The organism is Streptomyces sp. S.PNR 29 (assembly GCF_030386795.1).
In the GTDB taxonomy this organism is placed as follows: domain Bacteria; phylum Actinomycetota; class Actinomycetes; order Streptomycetales; family Streptomycetaceae; genus Streptomyces.
Window position 1 is genome coordinate 911267 of the sequence record NZ_JANUQM010000002.1, and the last position, 20280, is coordinate 931546.

Consider the following 20280-nt stretch of genomic DNA (forward strand, 5'->3'; position numbering starts at 1 on the left):
TGACGTGCCAGTGCCGCGAGTGTAGTGATGCCCCCGGAGGTCCGCTGCCGGAGCCGCGCTGCTCCTCGTCGGCCGGTCCACGCTCCCTGATCCCCTCGTAGCAGGCCGTGTACGCATGGTCTGCCGACGGAGATTACCAGCGTCCGTTTCCGTGAGAGCGAGCGCGCCCGAAGCTGGCCTGTACTCTTCGCCCGCCTCAGTCTGGCCATCGTCAACTACCCGACAACCGCCCGTACTTCGGGTTCGTTGACCGACTCGGCTGTGGTGCACCAGGATCTCCACTCAGACACAGGCACAAAGCCTGTCCTGACCTTTCCAGGCACATCCGGCAGCCGCCGTGGTGCCTCTGACCAGGAAACGGTGTGATGACCCACCCCGACGACGGCGCGCTTCCCTTACCGCCCGCCTGCCCGGCCCACCCCCACCGCGTACGGCTGACCGGCGAGGACATGAACGGTACCCTGGCCGGCCTGTACGAGCAGTGGCGCAAGGAGCACGGGCCGGTCGTACCCGTCGAGCTGGACGGTGCCGTGCCGGCCTATCTCGTGATCGGACACCGCACGCTCCAGGAGGTCTGCGCCGACGAGACGCTCTTCACTCCTGACTCCCGTGAGTGGAGCGACCTCAGGGAAGGCAGAGTCGCGGCGGACTGGCCGCTGCTGCCACAGGTCATCTACCAGGAGGGCTCGACCCGGTTCCTGAGCGGGGCCGAGCACCGGCGGCTGCGGGGCATCCTGACCTCCGGGCTCAACCAGTTCGAGGCGTCCGCGGCCCGCCGCTACACCGAGTGGGTGGCCGGTCGGCTGATTGACCGGTTCGCCGCGAGCGGGCATGCCGACATCGTCGCTGACTACGCAGCTCCGCTGCCTCTTTTGGTCATGCTCCGCCTGCTCGGGTTACCGCATGAGACGGGGGAACAGCTTCTGCCCGCCATCTTCCGTCTCCTGGAGGGCGGGCAGGACGCCCATGACGCCAACGCCGAGATCATGGACATCCTCGGCCGTCTCGTGGCGCAACGACGCGCCAGGCCGGAACGGGACCTTGCCTCCTGGCTGATCCACGGGCCGGTCGAGCCGGGGCCGTCCCTGACCGACGCCGAGGTGCGCGCCCTGGCCTGGCTGACGGTGATGGCCGGGGCCGGGGGAACGACCGGTTGGATCGCCAACTCCATGGAGCGCCTGGTCTCCGACGACGCCCTCCACTCGCTGTTGCTCGCGGGCAGAACGACTGTCTCCGAGATCATGAACGACACCCACTGGAGCAATCCGGCGGTCCACAACGTGCTGGGCCGCTTCCCCCTGGAGGACGTACGACTGGGCGGATGCGCCATCCCGCGTGGCGCCCTGCTGATCCTGGGTCTGGCCGGCGCCAACGCCGACCCACTCGTCCACACCGACGACAGCAAGCACACCCTCACCAACGAGGCCCACTTCGCATTCGGCGCGGGCCCGCACGAGTGCCCCACGGCCGCACAGCGACTCGCCCGGGTGATCGGGCAGACAGCGGTCGAGCGCCTCTCGGCCCGCTGCCGCAGTCTCCGTCTCCAGGACGACGCGTCCGTGCAGCACGGCGGATCCATCATCGTGCGGCAACTGACCAGCCTGCGCGTCAGGTTCACCGCCGGTACGCAGGACACCGCACACCCGGCAACGTCCGACACGGCCCTCGGAGACACGTCACGCAGCTCGCACTACTTGTTCCCGCCCCGGATGCTCACCCAGCTGACGGCACAGGCCGCCCGCTGACCGACGCTCGTCGGACGGCGGACGACACGCCTGGGCCCGGCACACCGCGTGCGGCGTGCCGGGCCCAGGCCGAGAGGTGCTACGCCAGGCGCCGCTCGCGCGCGGTGACGTAGACCGGCAGACGTGCGGGGGCATTGCTCGACAGGGACGGCACCCGCTCCACCGCGTCCAACGGCTCGGCCGCGGTGAGAATCAAGCGTTCGAAGAGCGCCTTCAGTGCGATCCGGGCCTCAAGGCGGGCCAGCGGCGCTCCCAGGCAGTGGTGGACGCCATGACCGAAGGCACGGTGCTGGTGGGCGTCGGCCCGGTCCGGGACGAAGGCGTGAGGGTCCTGGAAGACGCTGTCATCACGTCCGATGGCGGCGGTGTAGATCATGACCGGTTGGCCTGCGCGGATGGTCACGCCCTCGATCGTCACGTCGACGGCCGCGTACAGGAACATGGTGGTGGCGGCCGGAGCATCGAGACGCAGTGCCTCCTCGACCACCCCCGGCCAGGGATCATGGCCGAGGCCGGCGTTCAGCACCCGGGCCAGCCGGTCGGGGTGCTGGAGCAGCCGCTGGCAGGCGTTGGACAGGAGATTCTGCGTGGTTTCATGGCCCGCGATCAGCATCAGAAACAGCGTCCCGGCCAGCTCCTCGGCGGTGATGCCGCCGCTGTCGAACTCGGCGATCAGAGCCGTGGTGAGGTCATCACCGGGCTGTGCACGCTTGAGGTCGATCAACTGCGCCATGGTGCCGAAGATGGACGCCTGCGCGCCGAGGCGTTCCTCGGCCGGTGTCGTGCTGCTCAGCAGCAGGCGGGCGTCTGCGGCCAACTGGCGGCGCATGGTCGCGTCGTCGACCCCGTACAACTCGCAGATCACCGTCACCGGCAGCTGGAAGGCGTACGTTTGCCGTAAGTCCACCACCGTGCCGGGCTCGGTCTCGGCGATCCCCTTGAGCAGTTCGTCGGCGATCTCCTCGATACGCGGGCGCAGGGCCTCGACACGCCGTGGGGTGAAGGCCCGCTGGATCGGCCGGCGCAGCCGGGTGTGGTCGGTGTCGTCCATGACGAGCATCGTCGGCGCCGTGAGGATCTGCAGCAGCGGCCAGGTCTCCGGTATGGCGCCGGTGCGGTAGGCCTCCCAGTACTTGGGGTTCTTGCGCATGTCCGGGTGGGTGAGCAGCTGGTCGGCAACGTCCCGCCGGGTTACTGCCCAAGCCACCACCGGATCAGGGAGCGCCACCGGGACGATCGGCCGTCCGAGCCGGTGGAGAGCCGCCCCCTCGCCGGGGAAGTCCCTCCCGAGGGGGTCGAGCCGGTAGAGCGGTCTGGCGAGGTCCAGCTCGTGCGGGGCGGGGATGTCGTGGGCGAACCGGGGCTCAGTGACTGCCATGCAGGGCCTCCGAAGGCAGGTGGGACATGAGCCCGGTGTACGGGCTCGGATGCGGTGAAGGTGACGTGCAGGGCAGTCGGAGCCCGCACGAAGGCCTGCCGCAGTACGGCGCCCTTCGGCCTCTCCCAACTGCCGGAACTGCTCGATGAGTTGATCAGCGTACGCTGCGTGAGTGCCCGCATCGGAGCATCCCGCCGCAGCTGGTGATACGCACGATCTTCCTGGCCGATCCTGCTGCAGCGTCTGTCAAAGTGTCAACGATTGTGAACGAAACGACGCTCGGTAGGGCCGTGCCGGCGGCTGGGACGAGTCGAGCGAGGAACGTGGACTCGTGCGGTCACCGCTCTCGTTCGGGGGGCGCCTGCGAGCCGTCGGACCGCCGAGCCTCGCCGGGCGGCCGCGCGTCCTCCGGCAGCCGCGGATAGGGATTGGTAGCGGGATTCGGCGGCCGGTAAGGAACGTTCGGCGCATACGGCCCGGACTCCGCCGTGTACGCCGTGCACGAAGAAGACCCGGCTCCGTCGGCATGCCCGCCACCCCGGAGATCACCACCCCCAGCCCCCGCCACCCCGTCCCCCCGCGCCAACACCAACGCCAACGGCGACGCCCGCCGCCCCGCGGCCCCGGTCGCCCAGGCCAGCAGCGCGCCCGCGGTCCCTGCGCCCGCGCCCCACACGGCGCCGAGGAGCAGGGCCCTGCCGAGGTGCCCGTGGAGGTCGACGCCGGCGCCGAAGGCGTCGAAGCCGAGTACGGACAGTGAGGCGTTCACGGACACTTCCGCCGGCCGGCCCAGCAGCGGCAGGGTCAGCGCCGTCGCGACCCCGAGCCGCAGCGCGCACCGGGCGGCGAAGCCGAGCGCACCAGCATCCCGTACGAGGCCATCACGTCCGCCCGCACCCACCGGCGTCCGCAACCCCACCAAAACCCCCGCCAACAGCATCGTCGTCGCAGCCGCCACTCCCAGCAGCCACACGTGCCCGTCCAGTTCCGCCAACCGCCCCAGCGTCACGTTCTGGTCGGTCCCCACCCTCAGCAGATCGTCCATCGGATCCGGCAACAACCTCGCCAGTTCACCTGTCGCCCGCCCGTCCCACGGCACGAACAGACCGAGGGACATGCCCAGCCAGGCCCCGTTCGGCGCACCCAGCAGCGCCGCCCCCGCGATCCGCCGGGGATGGTCGTCGCCGATCGCCGCGTACGCCGCCGCAGCGAACCCGGCCGCCGCCGCCAGCAGCAGCACGGTGACGAGGGCGGACACGGCCGGCCGTACCACCCGGTGCACGGCTTCCCCACCGCGCGGCAGGGGAGTGTGGCGGGAGGCCAGGAGGGCGATCACCAGCACGCCCGCCGACCAGCCGAGCCCTCCCAGCAACGTCGGCGCGGTGTCCACCGTGAAGCCGACCGACGCCTCGGCGTCGATGAGGTCGCCGATCTGGTCGGGCAGCAGGTCACCGATGCCCCCGACGCCGCCGATCCCCGGGATCCCGGCCCCGCCGTCACCTACGCCGCCGCCGGGCAGGTCGTCGAGCCCCAGCGAGCCCCCGTCGATCGTGATGACGTCGTGCCCCGCCCAGGCCAGCCCGCCCAGCATCGCCACGAACAGCGCGACCACCGCGCCCGCGCGCGCGAGGAGTTCGGTGGACGCGACCGCAACTCCCGTCGCCCGCAAGGACCGTAGGAAGAAGTACGACAGCAGCACCGCACCGACCAGGCTCACGCCCAGTGGCGTGATCTCGATGGCGCTGCTCGCCTCCGCGCCCGCCAGGCCGAATACGGACGCATCACCGGACGGGGTGACCGAACCACCCGCCCCCAGCGCCACCACCGCCGCCGTCATCGGCCCCAACGAGCCCGCCGCGTCGGCCTGAAGCAGATGCAGCCCCAGCGCCGCCGTGCCCGCCATGCCGATCAACGCCCAGCTCACCGAGGCGATCGCGGACACCAGGACGTCCGTCCACGGCACCCTCGCGCCGTGCTCCGCCCTCTCGACGCTCGTGGACGCGCTCATGGCAGACCCCCCGATCCGCGGCGCGGCGCGGCCGCCGCACATGTCCCGCTCGCCTGGATCACCACTCTCCGGGGCGTTTTCCACCCCGTCAACGGAACCGTTGCAAAAGGGTCAACGCACCCCGTCCAGGCGTGCGTACGCGGCCTTCACAAGGCCCGACTTTCGGTCAGAGGGCCGAGCCTGAAATAGTTCCACCCGATGTTCGACATCCCTAGACTCCCCATGTCGGGGGTAACTCGGGGGACAACTCAGTGGGGCATGGAGTGCCGGAACTCGTACTGGAATCTAACGGACGGACCTGGACGCTCGATCCGTCCAGGACCTACACCCTCGGACGCGATCCGCAGGGAGACATCGTCTTCGACGACGCCAGGGTCTCCTGGCGACACGCCACGATCAGCTTCAACGGCCGCAGTTGGGTCGTCGAGGACCATGGCAGCACCAACGGCACCTTCGTGCAGGGCCAGCGGATCCATCAGGTGGAGATCGGTGCCGGCTCGGCCGTGCACCTGGGCAACGCGACCGACGGGCCGCGCCTGAACCTGTCCGGCACCGCGGCCGCCGTCGCGCAGCCCCAGCAGCAGCCGTACGCCGCCCAGGCCACCGGCCCCGGATGGGCCCAGCAGGCTCCGCAGCAGGCACCCGCCCAGCAGGTCCCGCAGGCCGACTGGCAGCAGCCGCAGCAGGCCGCGCCGCACATCCCGCAGCAGCAGGGCGCCGGTGGTGTCGCGGGGGCGCCGCCGGTGTACGGGGACCGCAGCCCGACCACGTTCCACCAGTTCTCGCTCGGCCGCGTGATGCGCATCGGCCGTTCGCTGGAGAACGACCTGGTCGTCTCCGACCTCCAGGTCTCCCGTCACCACGCAGAGTTCCACTCGACGCCCGACGGCCGTATGGAGATCCGCGACCTCGGCTCGCACAACGGCACGTACGTCAACGGCCAGCCGATCCCCAAGGGCGGCACGCAACTGCTCGGCCCGTCCGACGTCGTCGGCGTGGGCCACTCGACGTTCCGTATCGTCGGCGACCGCCTCGAGGAGTTCGTCGACACCGGTGAGGTGTCCTTCTCCGCCCGTCACCTGACCGTCACCGTCGACGGCGGCAAGCAGATCCTGAAGGACGTCTCCTTCGGCGTCCCGGAGAAGTCGCTCATCGCGGTCATCGGCCCCTCCGGCTCGGGCAAGTCCACGCTGCTGAAGGCCCTCACGGGTTACCGGCCCGCCGACCAGGGCGAAGTCCTCTACGACAACCGGAACCTGTACAAGCAGTTCGCCGAGCTGCGCCAGCGCATCGGCCTGGTCCCGCAGGACGACATCCTGCACAAGGAACTGACCGTCAAGAAGGCCCTCAAGTACGCGGCCAAGCTGCGCTTCCCCGCCGACACCACGGCCGCCGAACGCGAGGCCCGCATCGACGAGGTGCTGCGCGAGCTGAAGCTGGACATCCACAAGGAGAAGAAGGTCACCTCCCTCTCCGGCGGCCAGCGCAAGCGTGTCTCCGTGGCCCTGGAGCTGCTCACCAAGCCATCGCTGATCTTCCTGGACGAGCCGACCTCCGGCCTCGACCCGGGCATGGACCGCGACGTCATGCAGCTGCTGCGCGGCCTCGCCGACGACGGCCGTACGGTCCTCGTCGTCACCCACTCCGTGGCCGAGCTGGCACTGTGCGACAAGCTGCTCGTGATGGCACCGGGCGGCGCGGTGGCCTACTTCGGTCCGCCGGAGGAGGCGCTCAACTTCTTCGGCTACGACACCTGGGCCGACGTCTTCTCCGCCTTCGAGAACTACCGCGACTACGACTGGTCGGGCCGTTGGAAGGGCTCGCAGCACTACCAGATGTATGCTGCGGACATCGACGCCGTCGCACCGCAGTCCGTACAGGTCCCGCCGATGCAGGCGATGAGGCCGCCGAAGCCGCAGGGCTGGATGTCGCAGTTCGGCACCCTGGTGCGCCGCTACATCTCGGTGATCGTCTCCGACCGGGGCTTCCTCGCCCTGATGGTGATCCTGCCGGCGGTGCTCGGAGCGGTGAGCCTGCTCATCAACCCCGACAAGGGCCTGCTGCCCAACCCGCCCAACCCGACGGGCCGCATCATCCCGAACGGCACGGCCACCACGGTCCTGCTGATCCTCGCGGTCGGTGCCTGCTTCGCCGGTGCCGCGAACTCCGTCCGTGAGCTGATCAAGGAACGGGTCATCTACGAGCGGGAGCGCGCGACCGGCCTGTCGCGGTCCGCGTACCTGATGTCCAAGGTGTTCGTGCTCGGCCTGATCACCGTGCTGCAGGGCCTGATGGTCGGTGTCATCGGCTTCGCCAGCCGGGAGATCCCCGAGGAGGGCCTGGTCCTCGGCAGCGCCACGCTCATCGAGCTCTCCCTGCCGATCATGGCGCTGGGCTTCACCTCGATGATGTTCGGCCTGATCATCTCCTCGCTCGTGAAGACGGCGGAGAAGACCATGCCGCTGCTGGTCATGTTCGCGATCATCCAGGTCGTGTTCACCGGCTGCCTGTTCACCCTGCACGGCTCGATCGGCGTCAACGAGTTCTCGTACCTGATGCCCTCGCGCTGGGCGGTGGCCGCCGCGGGCGCCACGCTGGACTTCAACAAGATCAGCCCGCCCGAGACGCCCGGTGACACCGACCCGCTGTGGGACCACACCGTCGGTGCCTGGGGCATGGACATGGCCGCGCTGATCGCCCTCGGTGTCGTCTGCGGCTTCTTCGTGGCCCGCTTCCTGCGCCGCCACGAGCCGGAGGTCATGCGCAAGTAGTCGCCCCGGTACGCCCCGAAGGGCGGCGCCCTGTCAGGAGGGCGCCGCCCTTCGGCGTCTTCGGAGCTCGCGAGAAGAGGTCCGCGCCGACCTCAGTACGCGCTGTTGACGTTGTCCATGGACCCGTACCGGTCGGCCGCGTAGTTGCAGGCGGCGGTGATGTTGGCGACCGGGTCGTAGATGTCCCAGGACGTGCCGGGGACGTGGTAGGTCTTGAAGGTCGGCGGGATGACCTGCAGCAGACCCTTCGACGGGATGCCGTTGATGGCGTTGATGTCCCAGTTGTTGATGGCCTTCGGGTTACCCGAGGACTCCCGCAGGATGTTGCGCTTGATGCCGTCGTAGGAGCCCGGGATGCCGTGCTTCTTCATGATGTCGAGCGACTCACGGATCCAGCCGTCGAGGTTGTTGGGGTAGACCTTCTTGACCGCGGCGCGCTTGGCGGCCCGGCTGGCGGCCTCCTTGGCCTCGCGCGCGGCCGCGGCCTTCTTGGCGGCTGCCTCGGCGGCCTTCTTCGCGGCGGCCTTCTTGGCGGCGGCCGCGGCCTCGGCCTTCTGCTTGGCCTCGATCTGCTCGGCCTTCAGGCTGGCGCCGGCGAGCTGGTCGGTCACGCTGGCCTTGACGTCCTTGATCTGCTCGGTGCTGTACGCCACCTGAGCCACCTGGGGGGCCGCCTGGGGCGTGGTCGTCTGCGCCTCACTCGGCACCGCGGAGATGCCGACGGCGGCGGCACCGAGTGCGGCCGCACCGGCTACGGCGATCTTGTGGGTACGGGGCAGGGCAAGACTGCGGCCACGGAAATTGAAGTTCTTGGGCATGCGAAATGGACCTCTTCGAATAGCGCGGAGGTCGCTCTCGTCCGACGTGGGACGCGGGTCTTTCCCGCACAAACGCCGCGGGCGGAAACCCGCGGCGCTGAGCGACGTGAGCAATTCTTAGCGGCCGCAAAATGCCCAGGCAAAGGTGTGACGTACGATCCTGGGTAGTGGATCAGGGAAGTACAAAACGGGGCAGACCGGACTGTCTGCCCCGCTCAAAACGGACTCTTTATCTCCTATCGCCCGTCGTACGTGACGTGCGTCCTATGCGCGGGCTCACATCGAGCTCACAAAGGCCTCACATGCAGTTGCTGGAGCAATGCGCTGTGTGAGGGGTTTCCTCCGGGAGGATGAGGTGCACGTCACCGAATTCGTGCCACAGATAGAGGCCCCGCAGCGCCTCCTCGTAGCCACGGTCGATCGCCTCCCGTCCCGCAATTCCCTCCAGCATCAGCAGATGCGAGGCCGCCGGTTCGTGCAGCCCGGTCAGCAGCCCGTCCACCACCCGCACCCCACGCTCGGGAGTGACCACCAGATCGGTCCACCCCGCACGCGCGCGTACGACCCCGTCGGCGCCGGCCGCCGACTCCACGGCCCGCACGGCTGTCGTGCCGACCGCCACCACCCGCCCGCCCCCCGCCTTGACAGCGTTGATCAACCGCGCCGACGCCTCCGGCACGGCGAACCGCTCCGGATACGGCGGCTCGTGCGCCTCCGTCGAGGCCACCCCGGTGTGCAGCGTGACCGGCGCGAACCACACCCCCCGGCTCACCAGCTCGACCACGAGGCGCGCGGTGAAGGGCCGCGCCGCACTCGGCATCTCCGCACTGCCCGACCCGTCGGCCGACGGCATCGCGAACACCGTCTGGTACACGGACAGCGGCTGGTCCCGCTCCGTATAGGCGTAGCGAATGGGCCGCCCGTGCTCCCGCAGCATCCCGAGGACCCCCGGACCCGCCACCCGCGCCCACCACAGCCGCGCATGGCGAGCACGCAGCGGCTCCTCCAGAACCAGCCGCACACCCCCGGGCAACCGCACCTCCATCCCCGCGGGCCCACCCGCACGCGCGCGCGTGGTGCCCTTCCCGTCGGGGTCCCGCAGCTCGACGGCCCACCGCCCGTCGTCCCCGCGCGTGGAGAAGTGCACCACCACGGGCGCGTGCCCTGTCCGCCCGTCCACGGCGGCGGCCAGCGTCGGCGACGTGTTCACGACGAGCAGGTCCCCGGCCCGCAGCAGCCGCGGAAGCTCCACGAACGCGTGATGCGACACCCCGGTGCCCCGCGACACGAGCAGCCGCACGGCATCCCGGTCCAGCCCGGCACCCCGCTGCTCGACCGGCACCCGGGCCGACAGCTCCTCGGGCACGTGCAGCGTCAGCGTCATCGCCGCCCCTCCAGCAGCGCCGGCGCCCCGTAGCGACCGCTCGCCGGCCGCTCGTCCAGCAGGCGCAGGAAGGCCGGCACCACCTCGGCCGGATCCGGTCGCGGATCGTCGTCGTCCGGTACGGCCGCCGTATACAGGTCCGTCGCCAGGTCACCGGGATCCACCGCCCACACCCGCAGGCCCGGCTCCTCCACGCCGAGCACCGCCGCGAGGTGATCGAGGGCCGCCTTCGACGCGCCGTAGCCGCCCCACGTCTCATAGGCCTCGGCGGCAGCGTCCGAGCTGACCGCGATCACCGCGCCCGCCTCCGCCGCCCGCAGCAGCGGCAGCGCCTCCTGCACCAGGCCCAGCGCCGCCACCACGTTCACCTCCAGCGCCCGCCGCAGCCCCTCCAGGGTCAGCTCCTCCAGCCGTACGAGCGGCTCGGCGCCCAACGCGCTGGCGTTGCTCACCAGCAGGTCGACGCCGCCGAACCGCCACGCCGCCTCCACCAGCCGGGCCCGGTGCCCGGCGTCCGTGACGTCCCCAGGGAGCGCCGTCACGCGCGTGCCGTACGCCTCCAGCCCCGCCGCCGTCTCCTGGAGCACTCCGGCCGTCCTGGCGTCGAGCACCAGGTCCCAGCCCCGTGCGGCCAGCGCTTCGGCGAGCGCCCGCCCCAGCCCCTTGGAAGCCCCCGTGATGATCGCTACCGGCATGACACCCGTCCCCTCGTCGTCCATGCGTCCTGATCCGCGTGCCCTCAACGTAGGAACCGGGCCACCCCGGCCGCCTCGGCCACCGGCCGCAAGCCGGCGGGGCCCTTCGCCCTAGGGCCACCGGCCCAGGCGGCGGCCGTCACCGGACCGATCTGCGCTGTCACATCCCGCCGGTACGGTGAAGGCATGAGTCACGGCCCTCGATCCGGCCTCGCCGCGGTGAGCTCCGCGCTGCTGGCCATGAGCAGACACCTGGAGGTGCGCGACGTCCTGAAGACGATCGTCGCCTCAGCCCGCGAGCTGCTGGACGCGCAGTACGCCGCGCTGGGCGTCCCGGACGACCACGGGGGCTTCGCCCAGTTCGTGGTCGACGGCGTCAGCGAGGAGCAGTGGCGGGCCATCGGCCCCCTGCCGCGCCAGCACGGCATCCTCGCCGCGATGCTGCACGAGGCCAAGGCCGAGCGCCTCGCCGACGTCCGCAAGGACCCCCGCTTCGAGGGCTGGCCGTCCGCCCATCCGGACCTCGTGGACTTCCTGGGCCTGCCCATCCGGGACGGCGACGAGGTCATCGGAGCCCTGTTCCTGGCCAACAAGAACTGCCCGAAACCAGAGGGCAGTTGCGGCTTCACAGCGGAGGACGAGGAACTCCTCTCCATCCTCGCCCAGCACGCCGCCATCGCGCTCACCAACGCCCGCCTGTACGAACGCAGCCGCGAACTGACCATCGCCGAGGAACGCTCCCGCCTCGCCCACGAACTGCACGACGCGGTCAGCCAGAAGCTCTTCTCCCTGCGCCTGACCGCCCAGGCCGCCGCCGCCCTCGTGGACCGCGACCCCTCCCGCGCCAAGGGCGAGCTCCAGCAGGTGGCCGCACTCGCCGCGGAAGCCGCCGACGAACTGCGCGCCGCCGTCGTCGAGTTGCGTCCAGCGGCCCTCGACGAGGACGGCCTCGCCGCCACCCTCCGCACCCAGATCCAGGTCCTCGACCGCGCCCACAGCGCGCGTGTGACCTTCGCCGGCCGCGGCGTGAAGGCCCTGCCCGCCGCCCAGGAGGAGGCCGTGCTCCGCGTCGCCCAGGAAGCCCTGCACAACGCCCTGCGGCACTCCGCGGCGGAGCATGTCGACGTGACCCTGGACCGGCGCGGCACCGGCGCCGTCCTGCGGGTCACGGACGACGGCTGCGGTTTCGACCCGCAGGCGATACGCCGCGCGGGACGCCACCTGGGCCTGGTCTCCATGCGGGACCGCGCGAGCGGAGCCGGCGGCACGCTGACCGTGCAATCGGCGCCCGGCAAGGGCACCACGATCGAGATGGAGGTTCCCGGTGGCTGACCCGATCAAGGTGCTGCTCGTCGACGACCACCAGGTGGTCCGCCGCGGCCTGCGCACGTTCCTGGAAGTGCAGGACGACATCGAGGTCGTGGGCGAGGCGGCGGACGGCGCCGAAGGAGTGGAGCAGGCCGAGAAGTTGGCGCCGGACGTCATCCTGATGGACGTCAAGATGCCGGGCATGGACGGCGTCGAGGCGCTGCGCCGGCTCCGCGAACTGGAGAACCCCGCGCGCGTGCTGGTCGTCACCAGCTTCACCGAGCAGCGCACGGTCGTCCCGGCCCTGCGCGCGGGCGCCGCGGGCTACGTCTACAAGGACGTGGATCCCGACGCGCTGGCCGGCGCCATCCGCTCCGTCCACGCCGGTCACATCCTGCTCCAGCCGGAGGTCGCGGACGCCCTGCTGTCCCAGGAGGAGTCCAACTCCGGCCAGGGCAGAGGGCCCTCGCTCACGGAGCGGGAGCGCGAGGTGCTGGGTCTGATAGCGGACGGCCGCTCCAACCGGGAGATCGCCCGCGCGCTGGTGCTCTCCGAGAAAACGGTGAAGACCCACGTGTCGAACATCCTGATGAAGCTCGACCTGGCGGATCGGACCCAGGCGGCCCTGTGGGCCGTACGCCACGGCCTGACCACCTGATACGACCGGGACACGGACACCGCGCGGCAACTCGGAGGGTTCCCTTCCGGACTGAGATTCATACCGTCGTGGGAATGTCCCCCACATGGCGCATCCTCCGCCGCTCCCGGCCGTTCTCCAGTGCGTGCTGCGGCGACTGCCGCGGCAATCGCAAGGAGGGCTTGGAAAGTGAAGAAGCTGAAGAAGGTCGCGGCCGTGACGATGGTGGCCGGTGGCCTGCTCGCCGCCGGTGCCGGTGCGGCCTCCGCCACCGACGGTGCGCACGCCGGCGGTCAGGCCGTGGGCTCCCCGGGCGTGCTCTCGGGCAACCTCGTCCAGGTCCCGGTCGACGTCCCGGTCAATGTCTCCGGCAACAGCGTCAACGTCATCGGCGCGCTGAACCCCGCCTTCGGCAACACGGCCGTCAACCACTGACCTCCGTCGCGGAGCCGGTGGTGACCACCGGCCTCCCGGCCCAGCCCGGGAGGCCGGTCAGGCACCCATGACGGCGGTCCGGCAGGGGGATCCGGGGGCGGAGCCCGCAGGGACGCTCACCTCGACGACGGCCACAAGACCACCGACCCTCACCGCACCCCTCGCTCCCGCTCCTCCACAACGGCGTTGTACGCCGCGACCTGCGCCCGCCGAGCCGTCCGCTCCACCGGCCGCAACGCAGCCACCCGAGCCGCCATCTCGGACGCGCTCACCGCACCCCCGTTCCCGGCCTCGTGCGCCACCGCGATCAGCATCCCCACCCGCTGAGCCAGCTCCAGCACCCGCACCGCCCGCGGCGGATACCCGGGCGCCAGCACCTCCCGCCCCCGCTCGGCCCGCGCCCGGTACGCATCGATCGCCGCCTCCGCCACCGGCCCCGAGCCGGCCACGTCCAGCCGCGTCAGCGTCTCGGTCGCCTCCCGCAGCGCCTGGGCCAGCTCCCGCTCCGCCTCCCCGAGCGACGGCACATCGGCAGGCGGCGCCTCCCGCACCGGCAGGCAGTGCCAGACGACCTCGACATGCACATCACCCTCGGGTCCGGCCTCGTACACCTCCGGAACCAGCCCGAGCGCGGCGCCATGACAGACCACCGCCTCCTCCGCGTCCAGCGCCCGCGCGTTGAACTCCGGAGGTCCGCTCAGCCCCAGCGGATGCCCCGGCGCGGGCAGCGCGACCCGCAGCCCGGTCACCCCCAGCGCCCGCAGCCGGCCCAGCGCCAGCGTGAGACCGACCGGCGCCGACTCGCCCGGCAGCCCCTCCACCCGGTGCACCGCGTCCTCCCCGACGATCAGGAGCACGGCGTCATCCGGAGAGACAAGTCCGGCAAGAAGGGCATTTCCCCAAGCGGCAAGGCGTCCTGAGCGCGGTTCCGAGAGCATGCCCCCACCCTAGGACCGGACCGATGGAATGCCCGGGCCCACCCGTGGCGTAGATTTCCTTGAGGGCTGCGCCCACCGGCGCGGCGGACCGAGCCACAGGCGTACGCGACAGCCGAGACCGGCCACACTGCAAGGGGAGACAACGCGCTCATGAGCGATGTTCTGGAGCTTCAGGACGTATCCGTGGTCCGTGAGGGCCGGGCTCTGGTGGACCAGGTCTCCTGGTCGGTCAAGGAGGGCGAGCGCTGGGTCATCCTCGGCCCCAACGGGGCCGGCAAGACCACCCTCCTCAATGTCGCGTCCAGCTACCTCTTCCCCAGCAAGGGCACCGCCACCATCCTCGGCGAGACCCTCGGCAAGCCCGGCACCGACGTCTTCGACCTGCGCCCGCGCATCGGCATGGCCGGCCTCGCCATGGCCGACAAGCTCCCCAAGCGCCAGACCGTCCTGGAGACCGTCCTCACCGCCGCGTACGGCATGACGGCCACCTGGCAGGAGGACTACGAGGAGATCGACGAGCTGCGTGCCCGCGCCTTCCTCGACCGCCTCGGCATGTCCGAGTACCTCGACCGCAAGTTCGGCACCCTCTCCGAGGGCGAGCGCAAGCGCACCCTCATCGCCCGCGCCCTGATGACCGACCCCGAACTGCTCCTCCTCGACGAGCCGGCCGCCGGTCTCGACCTCGGCGGACGCGAGGACCTCGTACGCCGTCTCGGCCGCCTCGCCCGCGACCCGATCGCCCCCTCGATGCTCATGGTCACCCACCATGTCGAGGAGATCGCCCCCGGCTTCACCCACGTCCTCATGATCCGCCAGGGCAAGGTCCTCGCCGCCGGCCCGCTGGAGCTCGAACTCACCTCCCGCAACCTCAGCCTCTGCTTCGGCCTCCCGCTCGTCGTCGAACAGGTCGGCGACCGCTGGACCGCACAGGGCCTGCCGCTGTCCTGAACCCGCGTGCGCTGTCAAAACCCCGCGTAATAAGGCCGATCAACTGATCGGCGCCCTGTCGGCGACAGGGCCCACGGTCCTACCATGGCGATGTGGACATCGACGCATGGCTGTGGTGGCTGATCGGCGCGGCGGCACTAGGCATCGGACTGGTGATCACCGCGATGCCCGAACTGGGCATGCTGGCGGTGGGCGCCGTCGCCGCGGCACTGGTCTCCGGGATCTTCGGCGGCGGTGCCGTCGCCCAGGTCGCGGTGTTCGCAGTCGTCTCGACCGCCCTCATCGTCGTGGTGCGGCCCATCGCGAACAGACATCGCGCACAGCGGCCTCAATTCGCCACCGGAGTGGACGCGTTGAAGGGCAAACAGGCCGTCGTTCTGGAGCGCGTCGACGCCTCCGGTGGCCGGATCAAGCTTGCCGGAGAGGTCTGGTCGGCGCGCGCCCTCGACACTGGACACGCTTACGAAGTAGGCGAGGAAGTGGACGTCGTGGACATCGAGGGAGCCACGGCGATCGTCATGTGACCTCGTACGACGTAACTGGGCGGAACCCCTCGCGAGGACCACGACGGTCTGTCAGACTCGACCAGCAAGATCTTCAACAACCATAAGATCTGCCGAGGCGCCGAGGCGGAGAAGGGTACGGGGAACCGACGATGGAACCGGTCATCATCGTCTTGATCATCCTGGTGGTGTTGGTCTTCATCGCCCTGATCAAGACCATCCAAGTCATCCCACAGGCCAGCGCCGCCATCGTCGAGCGCTTCGGCCGCTACACGCGGACGCTGAACGCGGGCCTCAACATCGTGGTCCCGTTCATCGACACCATCCGCAACCGCATCGACCTGCGCGAACAGGTCGTCCCGTTCCCTCCGCAGCCGGTGATCACCCAGGACAACCTGGTCGTCAACATCGACACCGTCATCTACTACCAGGTGACCGACGCGAGGGCCGCCACGTACGAGGTCGCCAGCTACATCCAGGCGATCGAGCAGCTCACCGTCACCACGCTCCGCAACATCATCGGCGGCATGGACCTGGAGCGCACCCTGACCTCCCGCGAGGAGATCAACGCCGCCCTGCGCGGTGTCCTCGACGAGGCCACCGGCAAGTGGGGCATCCGCGTCAACCGCGTCGAACTCAAGGCGATCGAACCGCCCACCTCCATCCAGGACTCGATGGAGAAGCAGATGCGCGCCGACCGCGACAAGCGGGCCGCGATCCTCCAGGCCGAGGGTGTCCGCCAGTCCGAGATCCTGCGCGCCGAAGGTGAGAAGCAGTCCCAGATCCTGCGCGCCGAGGGTGAGGCCAAGGCCGCGGCCCTGCGCGCCGAGGGCGAGGCCCAGGCCGTCCGTACGGTCTTCGAGGCGATCCACGCCGGCGACCCGGACCAGAAGCTGCTCTCCTACCAGTACCTGCAGATGCTCCCGAAGATCGCCGAGGGCGACGCCAACAAGCTCTGGATCGTCCCCAGCGAAATCGGCGACGCCCTCAAGGGCCTGTCCGGCGCGGTGGGCAACTTCGGCTCCATGGGCGGCGGTTCATCCAACGGCGGCCCTTCCGGAAACGGGGGCACGGACCGCCGGGAAAAGCCGTCGATCGACTGAGGCGATCCAGAAAACGCACGTTCCCCGCACCCACCCAAGGGGCGCGGGGAACTGCGCGACCAGCCACAGACAACCCTCGGCCGACAACCCACCAGAAGCCCTACGGCGAATCGTCAGGCAGCGTCCAGCGCCAGCCAATCCGGCAGCGCCGCAAGGTCCTCCTGCCCCAGCGCCAGCAACATCGCATCAGCCGGCGTGGGCTCGAACGGCTGCCGCAGCAACGGCATCCCCGCCTCCTCCGGAGTCCGGTTCGCCTTCCGGTGATTGTCCTCCGCGCACGAGGCCACCGTGTTCAGCCAGGTGTCCCCGCCACCCTGCGACCGCGGCACCACATGGTCCACGGTCGTCGCCCGCCTGCCGCAGTACGCACACCGGTGCCGGTCCCGTACCAGCACGCCCCGCCTCGACCACGGAGCTTGTCTTCGGAAGGGCACCCGTACGTACTTGCAGAGCCGGATGACCCGGGGCGCCGGTATGTCGACCGCGGCTCCACGCATCCGCAGTTCGGGGTGGGTCTGCTCGACGACGGCCTTGTCCTGCAGCACCAGCACGACGGCTCGGTTCAGCGTCACCGTCGACAGCGGCTCGAAGCTCGCGTTGAGTACCAGCGTGTCCCGCATACCAGCCCACCTCCCGTGTGCCCCGGCCCACCCTTTGGCGGGCTGGGATCAACTCTGGCCGGGCACGCCGAGATGGACAACGCAATATCTGCTGCTCCCGCGAGGGGTGACCCCCGCGACCCCCGGCAACAAAAATGCCCGCCTCTGATCAATTCCAAGACCAGAGGCGGGCAAACGTTCCGTGAACGCCGGGATCCGTCAGCTTTCGGCGGGCACCTCGTACTCACCGATCAGCTGTGCGCGCGCCAGCGTGTGGAAACGCAGGTTGAAACCGACGACAGCCGGGGTGGCGTCCGCGTCCGGACCCAGCTTCTCCTGGTCCACGGCGTACACCGTGAACACATAACGGTGCGGCCCGTCCCCGGGAGGCGGCGCGGCACCACCGAAGTCCTTGGTGCCGTAGTCGTTGCGCGCCTGGACCGCGCCCTCCGGCAGCCCCTTGAACTCGCCGCTGCCCGCACCCACCGGCAGCTCGGTCACCGAGGCCGGGATGTCGAACACCACCCAGTGCCAGAACCCGCTCCCCGTGGGGGCGTCCGGGTCGTAGCAGGTCACGGCGAAGCTCTTGGTCTCCGGCGGGAAGCCCTCCCACCGCAGATGCGGCGAGGTGTTACCGGCCGCGTAGACCTGAGCGTCCTTGAGCGTCGCACCTTCCTGGACGTCCTCACTCGTGACCGTGAAGGACGGCACGGGCGGATGGAAGTCGTGGGGGAGCGGCCGCCTCTTGAGCTCGGTCACCTCAGTACCTCCTGATCGGTTCTGGAGTCAGTGGTTCCGAGCCTAGAACCAGTTGCGCTTGCTGCCGACCTCGGACAGCCACTGGTTCACGTACGCCACCCAGTCCGTCCCCTGGTAGTCGTGCAGGCCCACCTGGAACGACCGGAAGGTGTCGCTGCCCTCGCTGAACAGACCCGGCTTCTTGTCCATCTCCAGCACGACGTCCATCGCGTGCTCGTCGGCCACGAAGCTCAACTCGACCTGGTTCAGACCACGGTACTGCTGCGGCGGGAAGAACTCGATCTCCTGGTAGAACGGCAGCTTCTGCCGCGTACCCCGGATGTGGCCCCTCTCCATGTCCGCGTTCTTGAACCGGAAGCCCAGCTGGATGAACGCGTCCAGGATCGCCTTCTGCGCCGGCAGCGGGTGCACGTTGATCGGGTCCAGGTCACCGGAGTCCACGGCGCGGGCGATCTCCAGCTCCGTGGTCACCCCGATGTGCATCCCGCGCAGCGCCTGTCCGTCGATCATCGTGATCGGCGTCTCCCACGGGATCTCCAGCCCGAAGGGCACCGCGTGCACGGCGTTCGCCTGCAGCTCGAAGGCGCCGCCCAGGCGCAGCTTCGTGAACTCGATGTCCTGCTTGTACTCCTGGTCGCCGCCTTCCACCTCGACCTTGGCCTGCAGCCCGACCGACAGCCCCTCGATCTGCTGGTTGACGGACCCGCCCTGGATCCGCACCTCACCCTGGACGACACCGCCCGGGACGACGTTGACCTCGTTCAGCACCGTCTCGACCGAGGCCCCGCCGGCTCCCAGACTCGCGAGCAGCTTCTTGAACGCCATGCCTCATCCTCTCCAGACGCCCCCGTGGGGCCTTGCCTGCCCTGATCCCTTGATCCATACAAACGCGATCCGGCCGTGGCCGGTTCCGTGCCCTCACCCTGACAAGGCGCACGCCCCCTGACCACCCGCCGCACTCACCCGTCTGCACTACCCTCGGACGGCATGATCGCGACCCCCGACCGTACGCCCCTTCCCAGGGAGTTCTTCGACCGGCCTGTCCTCGACGTGGCCCCCGACCTCCTGGGCCGCATCCTCGTACGCACCACCCCGGACGGTCCGATCGCCGTGCGCCTCACGGAGGTCGAGGCCTACGACGGCCCGAACGACCCCGGCTCCCACGCCTACCGTGGCCGCACCCCCCGCAACGACGTGATGTTCGGTCCGCCCGGACACGTGTACGTCTACTTCACCTACGGGATGTGGTTCTGCATGAACCTGGTGTGCGGTCCGGAGGGAAGGGCGAGCGCGGTCCTGCTCCGCGCGGGCGAGGTCATCGAGGGCGCCGAACTGGCCCGCACACGGCGCCTCTCGGCCCGTAACGACAAGGAACTGGCCAAAGGCCCGGCCCGCCTGGCCACGGCCCTGGACGTGAACCGAGCCCTGGACGGCACCGACGCGTGTGCCACCGGAGACACGCCCCTGCGTATCCAGACGGGCACCCCCGTACCCTCCGACCTGGTACGCAATGGCCCGCGCACCGGTGTGGCCGGGGAAGGCGGCGTCCATCCCTGGCGCTTCTGGATCGCCGACGACCCGACGGTGAGCCCGTACCGCGCGCACGTCCCGAGGCGCCGCCGAAGTTGACGTGCCCTCGCAAGGTGCGTAATGTATCCCGAGCCGCTTGAGCCGGTATGGCGATTGCCAGCAGCCGGAAGCGGCCAACCCACTACCTACGATGACCCTCAACGGGGGCGAATTCGGCGTGCCCGCATGCCCGAATTTCGCACTCACGGACTCGATTATGAGTTGCCGGGGGAATCGGTTAACGTAGTGAATGTCGAAAGACCGACGGGCGAAAGCCCCGGGGCTACGGCAAATCCCGCCGACAGGGAATCAGGCCCGAAAGGATCTGATAGAGTCGGAAACACCGAAGGGAAGCGCCCGGAGGAAAGCCCGAGAGGGTGAGTACAAAGGAAGCGACCGTTCCTTGAGAACTCAACAGCGTGCCAAAAGTCAACGCCAGATATGTTGATACCCCGTCCATCCGGTTCGGATGGTCGAGGTTCCTTTGAAATAACACAGCGAGGACGCTGTGAACGGTCGGGCTTATTCCGCTCGACTGTTCCGCTCTCGTGGTGTTCAACCGGCTGTATTAATTTACTGGCCGAGTAAACATTCACGGAGAGTTTGATCCTGGCTCAGGACGAACGCTGGCGGCGTGCTTAACACATGCAAGTCGAACGATGAACCACTTCGGTGGGGATTA

General features: G+C 69.7%; 18 protein-coding genes and 1 rRNA gene. 10 read left to right on the forward strand and 9 right to left on the reverse strand.

Features of this window, described 5'->3' with window-relative positions:
• Window positions 1-365: 365 nt before the first annotated feature.
• Window positions 366-1745 carry a cytochrome P450 gene (locus NW895_RS08830; protein WP_289934779.1) on the forward strand — a complete coding sequence of 460 codons (1380 nt, stop codon included), beginning with the start codon at window positions 366-368 and terminating at the stop codon, window positions 1743-1745.
• A 79-nt stretch (window positions 1746-1824) separates the two neighbouring features.
• On the opposite strand, the gene NW895_RS08835 is transcribed toward NW895_RS08830, so the two are convergent.
• A complete protein-coding gene (locus NW895_RS08835) occupies window positions 1825-3123 on the reverse strand; it encodes a cytochrome P450 (RefSeq protein WP_289934780.1) in 1299 nt (432 codons plus the stop codon).
• Between the two features lie 337 nt (window positions 3124-3460).
• The gene (locus NW895_RS08840) at window positions 3461-5131 is read right to left on the reverse strand and encodes a streptophobe family protein (RefSeq protein ID WP_354670077.1); all 1671 of its coding nucleotides are present in this window, start codon (window positions 5129-5131) and stop codon (window positions 3461-3463) included.
• A gap of 263 nt (window positions 5132-5394) precedes the next feature.
• Here NW895_RS08840 and NW895_RS08845 point away from each other — a divergent pair, with 263 nt between their 5' ends.
• A complete protein-coding gene (locus NW895_RS08845) occupies window positions 5395-7902 on the forward strand; it encodes an FHA domain-containing protein (RefSeq protein ID WP_289934781.1) in 2508 nt (835 codons plus the stop codon).
• A gap of 92 nt (window positions 7903-7994) precedes the next feature.
• Here the strand turns inward: NW895_RS08845 and NW895_RS08850 are convergent, their stop codons facing one another.
• The 3 genes from NW895_RS08850 to NW895_RS08860 all read right to left on the reverse strand — a co-directional run bounded on the left by NW895_RS08850 (window position 7995) and on the right by NW895_RS08860 (window position 10799).
• Window positions 7995-8720 carry a transglycosylase SLT domain-containing protein gene (locus NW895_RS08850; RefSeq protein WP_289934782.1) on the reverse strand — a complete coding sequence of 242 codons (726 nt, stop codon included), beginning with the start codon at window positions 8718-8720 and terminating at the stop codon, window positions 7995-7997.
• Between the two features lie 298 nt (window positions 8721-9018).
• Window positions 9019-10104 (reverse strand): S-adenosylmethionine:tRNA ribosyltransferase-isomerase, encoded by a 1086-nt coding sequence (locus tag NW895_RS08855; RefSeq protein WP_289934783.1) that lies wholly within the window; start codon window positions 10102-10104, stop codon window positions 9019-9021.
• A complete protein-coding gene (locus tag NW895_RS08860; RefSeq protein ID WP_289934784.1) occupies window positions 10101-10799 on the reverse strand; it encodes an SDR family oxidoreductase in 699 nt (232 codons plus the stop codon). Before NW895_RS08860 ends, NW895_RS08855 begins: the two co-directional genes overlap by 4 nt.
• Before the next feature lie 186 nt (window positions 10800-10985).
• Here NW895_RS08860 and NW895_RS08865 point away from each other — a divergent pair, with 186 nt between their 5' ends.
• The 3 genes from NW895_RS08865 to NW895_RS08875 all read left to right on the forward strand — a co-directional run bounded on the left by NW895_RS08865 (window position 10986) and on the right by NW895_RS08875 (window position 13179).
• Window positions 10986-12131 (forward strand): GAF domain-containing sensor histidine kinase, encoded by a 1146-nt coding sequence (locus NW895_RS08865; protein WP_289934785.1) that lies wholly within the window; start codon window positions 10986-10988, stop codon window positions 12129-12131.
• Window positions 12124-12765, forward strand: a complete 642-nt coding sequence (locus tag NW895_RS08870; RefSeq protein WP_289934786.1) for a response regulator transcription factor — start codon at window positions 12124-12126, stop codon at window positions 12763-12765. Before NW895_RS08865 ends, NW895_RS08870 begins: the two co-directional genes overlap by 8 nt.
• Before the next feature lie 168 nt (window positions 12766-12933).
• Window positions 12934-13179 (forward strand): chaplin, encoded by a 246-nt coding sequence (locus NW895_RS08875; protein ID WP_289934787.1) that lies wholly within the window; start codon window positions 12934-12936, stop codon window positions 13177-13179.
• A 149-nt stretch (window positions 13180-13328) separates the two neighbouring features.
• Here NW895_RS08875 and NW895_RS08880 read toward each other — a convergent pair whose 3' ends face one another.
• A complete protein-coding gene (locus tag NW895_RS08880) occupies window positions 13329-14117 on the reverse strand; it encodes a hypothetical protein (RefSeq protein ID WP_289934788.1) in 789 nt (262 codons plus the stop codon).
• Between the two features lie 150 nt (window positions 14118-14267).
• On the opposite strand from NW895_RS08880, the gene NW895_RS08885 reads away from it, so the two are divergent.
• From NW895_RS08885 to NW895_RS08895, 3 genes are all read left to right on the forward strand, one after another.
• Complete coding sequence (locus NW895_RS08885; RefSeq protein ID WP_289934789.1) at window positions 14268-15065, forward strand: ABC transporter ATP-binding protein; 798 nt, start codon at window positions 14268-14270, stop codon at window positions 15063-15065.
• A 92-nt stretch (window positions 15066-15157) separates the two neighbouring features.
• A complete protein-coding gene (locus NW895_RS08890) occupies window positions 15158-15589 on the forward strand; it encodes an NfeD family protein (RefSeq protein ID WP_289934790.1) in 432 nt (143 codons plus the stop codon).
• 131 nt (window positions 15590-15720) lie between these two features.
• Window positions 15721-16671, forward strand: coding sequence for an SPFH domain-containing protein (locus tag NW895_RS08895; RefSeq protein ID WP_289934791.1), 951 nt, complete (start codon window positions 15721-15723; stop codon window positions 16669-16671).
• Window positions 16672-16784: 113 nt separating this feature from the next.
• Here NW895_RS08895 and NW895_RS08900 read toward each other — a convergent pair whose 3' ends face one another.
• From NW895_RS08900 to NW895_RS08910, 3 genes are all read right to left on the reverse strand, one after another.
• A complete protein-coding gene (locus tag NW895_RS08900; RefSeq protein WP_289934792.1) occupies window positions 16785-17291 on the reverse strand; it encodes an HNH endonuclease in 507 nt (168 codons plus the stop codon).
• Between the two features lie 198 nt (window positions 17292-17489).
• Window positions 17490-18029, reverse strand: coding sequence for a YbhB/YbcL family Raf kinase inhibitor-like protein (locus NW895_RS08905; protein WP_289934793.1), 540 nt, complete (start codon window positions 18027-18029; stop codon window positions 17490-17492).
• 42 nt (window positions 18030-18071) lie between these two features.
• Window positions 18072-18854, reverse strand: coding sequence for a sporulation protein (locus NW895_RS08910; RefSeq protein ID WP_289934794.1), 783 nt, complete (start codon window positions 18852-18854; stop codon window positions 18072-18074).
• Window positions 18855-19016: 162 nt separating this feature from the next.
• Here NW895_RS08910 and NW895_RS08915 point away from each other — a divergent pair, with 162 nt between their 5' ends.
• Both NW895_RS08915 and NW895_RS08920 read left to right on the forward strand, forming a co-directional pair.
• Entirely contained in the window at window positions 19017-19658 is a 642-nt protein-coding gene (locus tag NW895_RS08915; protein ID WP_289934795.1) for a DNA-3-methyladenine glycosylase, read from the forward strand.
• Window positions 19659-20189: 531 nt separating this feature from the next.
• Window positions 20190-20280 (forward strand): 16S ribosomal RNA (locus tag NW895_RS08920); the annotation flags it as partial.

What these genes read in the sequence shown, in the direction of transcription:
- NW895_RS08830 (WP_289934779.1), top strand. Translation starts at nt 366, where the DNA reads ATGACCCACCCCGACGACGGCGCGCTTCCCTTACCGCCCGCCTGCCCG.
- NW895_RS08835 (WP_289934780.1), bottom strand. Translation starts at nt 3,123, where the DNA reads ATGGCAGTCACTGAGCCCCGGTTCGCCCACGACATCCCCGCCCCGCAC.
- NW895_RS08840 (WP_354670077.1), bottom strand. Translation starts at nt 5,131, where the DNA reads ATGAGCGCGTCCACGAGCGTCGAGAGGGCGGAGCACGGCGCGAGGGTG.
- NW895_RS08850 (WP_289934782.1), bottom strand. Translation starts at nt 8,720, where the DNA reads ATGCCCAAGAACTTCAATTTCCGTGGCCGCAGTCTTGCCCTGCCCCGT.
- NW895_RS08855 (WP_289934783.1), bottom strand. Translation starts at nt 10,104, where the DNA reads ATGACGCTGACGCTGCACGTGCCCGAGGAGCTGTCGGCCCGGGTGCCG.
- NW895_RS08860 (WP_289934784.1), bottom strand. Translation starts at nt 10,799, where the DNA reads ATGCCGGTAGCGATCATCACGGGGGCTTCCAAGGGGCTGGGGCGGGCG.
- NW895_RS08865 (WP_289934785.1), top strand. Translation starts at nt 10,986, where the DNA reads ATGAGTCACGGCCCTCGATCCGGCCTCGCCGCGGTGAGCTCCGCGCTG.
- NW895_RS08880 (WP_289934788.1), bottom strand. Translation starts at nt 14,117, where the DNA reads ATGCTCTCGGAACCGCGCTCAGGACGCCTTGCCGCTTGGGGAAATGCC.
- NW895_RS08885 (WP_289934789.1), top strand. Translation starts at nt 14,268, where the DNA reads ATGAGCGATGTTCTGGAGCTTCAGGACGTATCCGTGGTCCGTGAGGGC.
- NW895_RS08895 (WP_289934791.1), top strand. Translation starts at nt 15,721, where the DNA reads ATGGAACCGGTCATCATCGTCTTGATCATCCTGGTGGTGTTGGTCTTC.
- NW895_RS08900 (WP_289934792.1), bottom strand. Translation starts at nt 17,291, where the DNA reads ATGCGGGACACGCTGGTACTCAACGCGAGCTTCGAGCCGCTGTCGACG.
- NW895_RS08910 (WP_289934794.1), bottom strand. Translation starts at nt 18,854, where the DNA reads ATGGCGTTCAAGAAGCTGCTCGCGAGTCTGGGAGCCGGCGGGGCCTCG.
- NW895_RS08915 (WP_289934795.1), top strand. Translation starts at nt 19,017, where the DNA reads ATGATCGCGACCCCCGACCGTACGCCCCTTCCCAGGGAGTTCTTCGAC.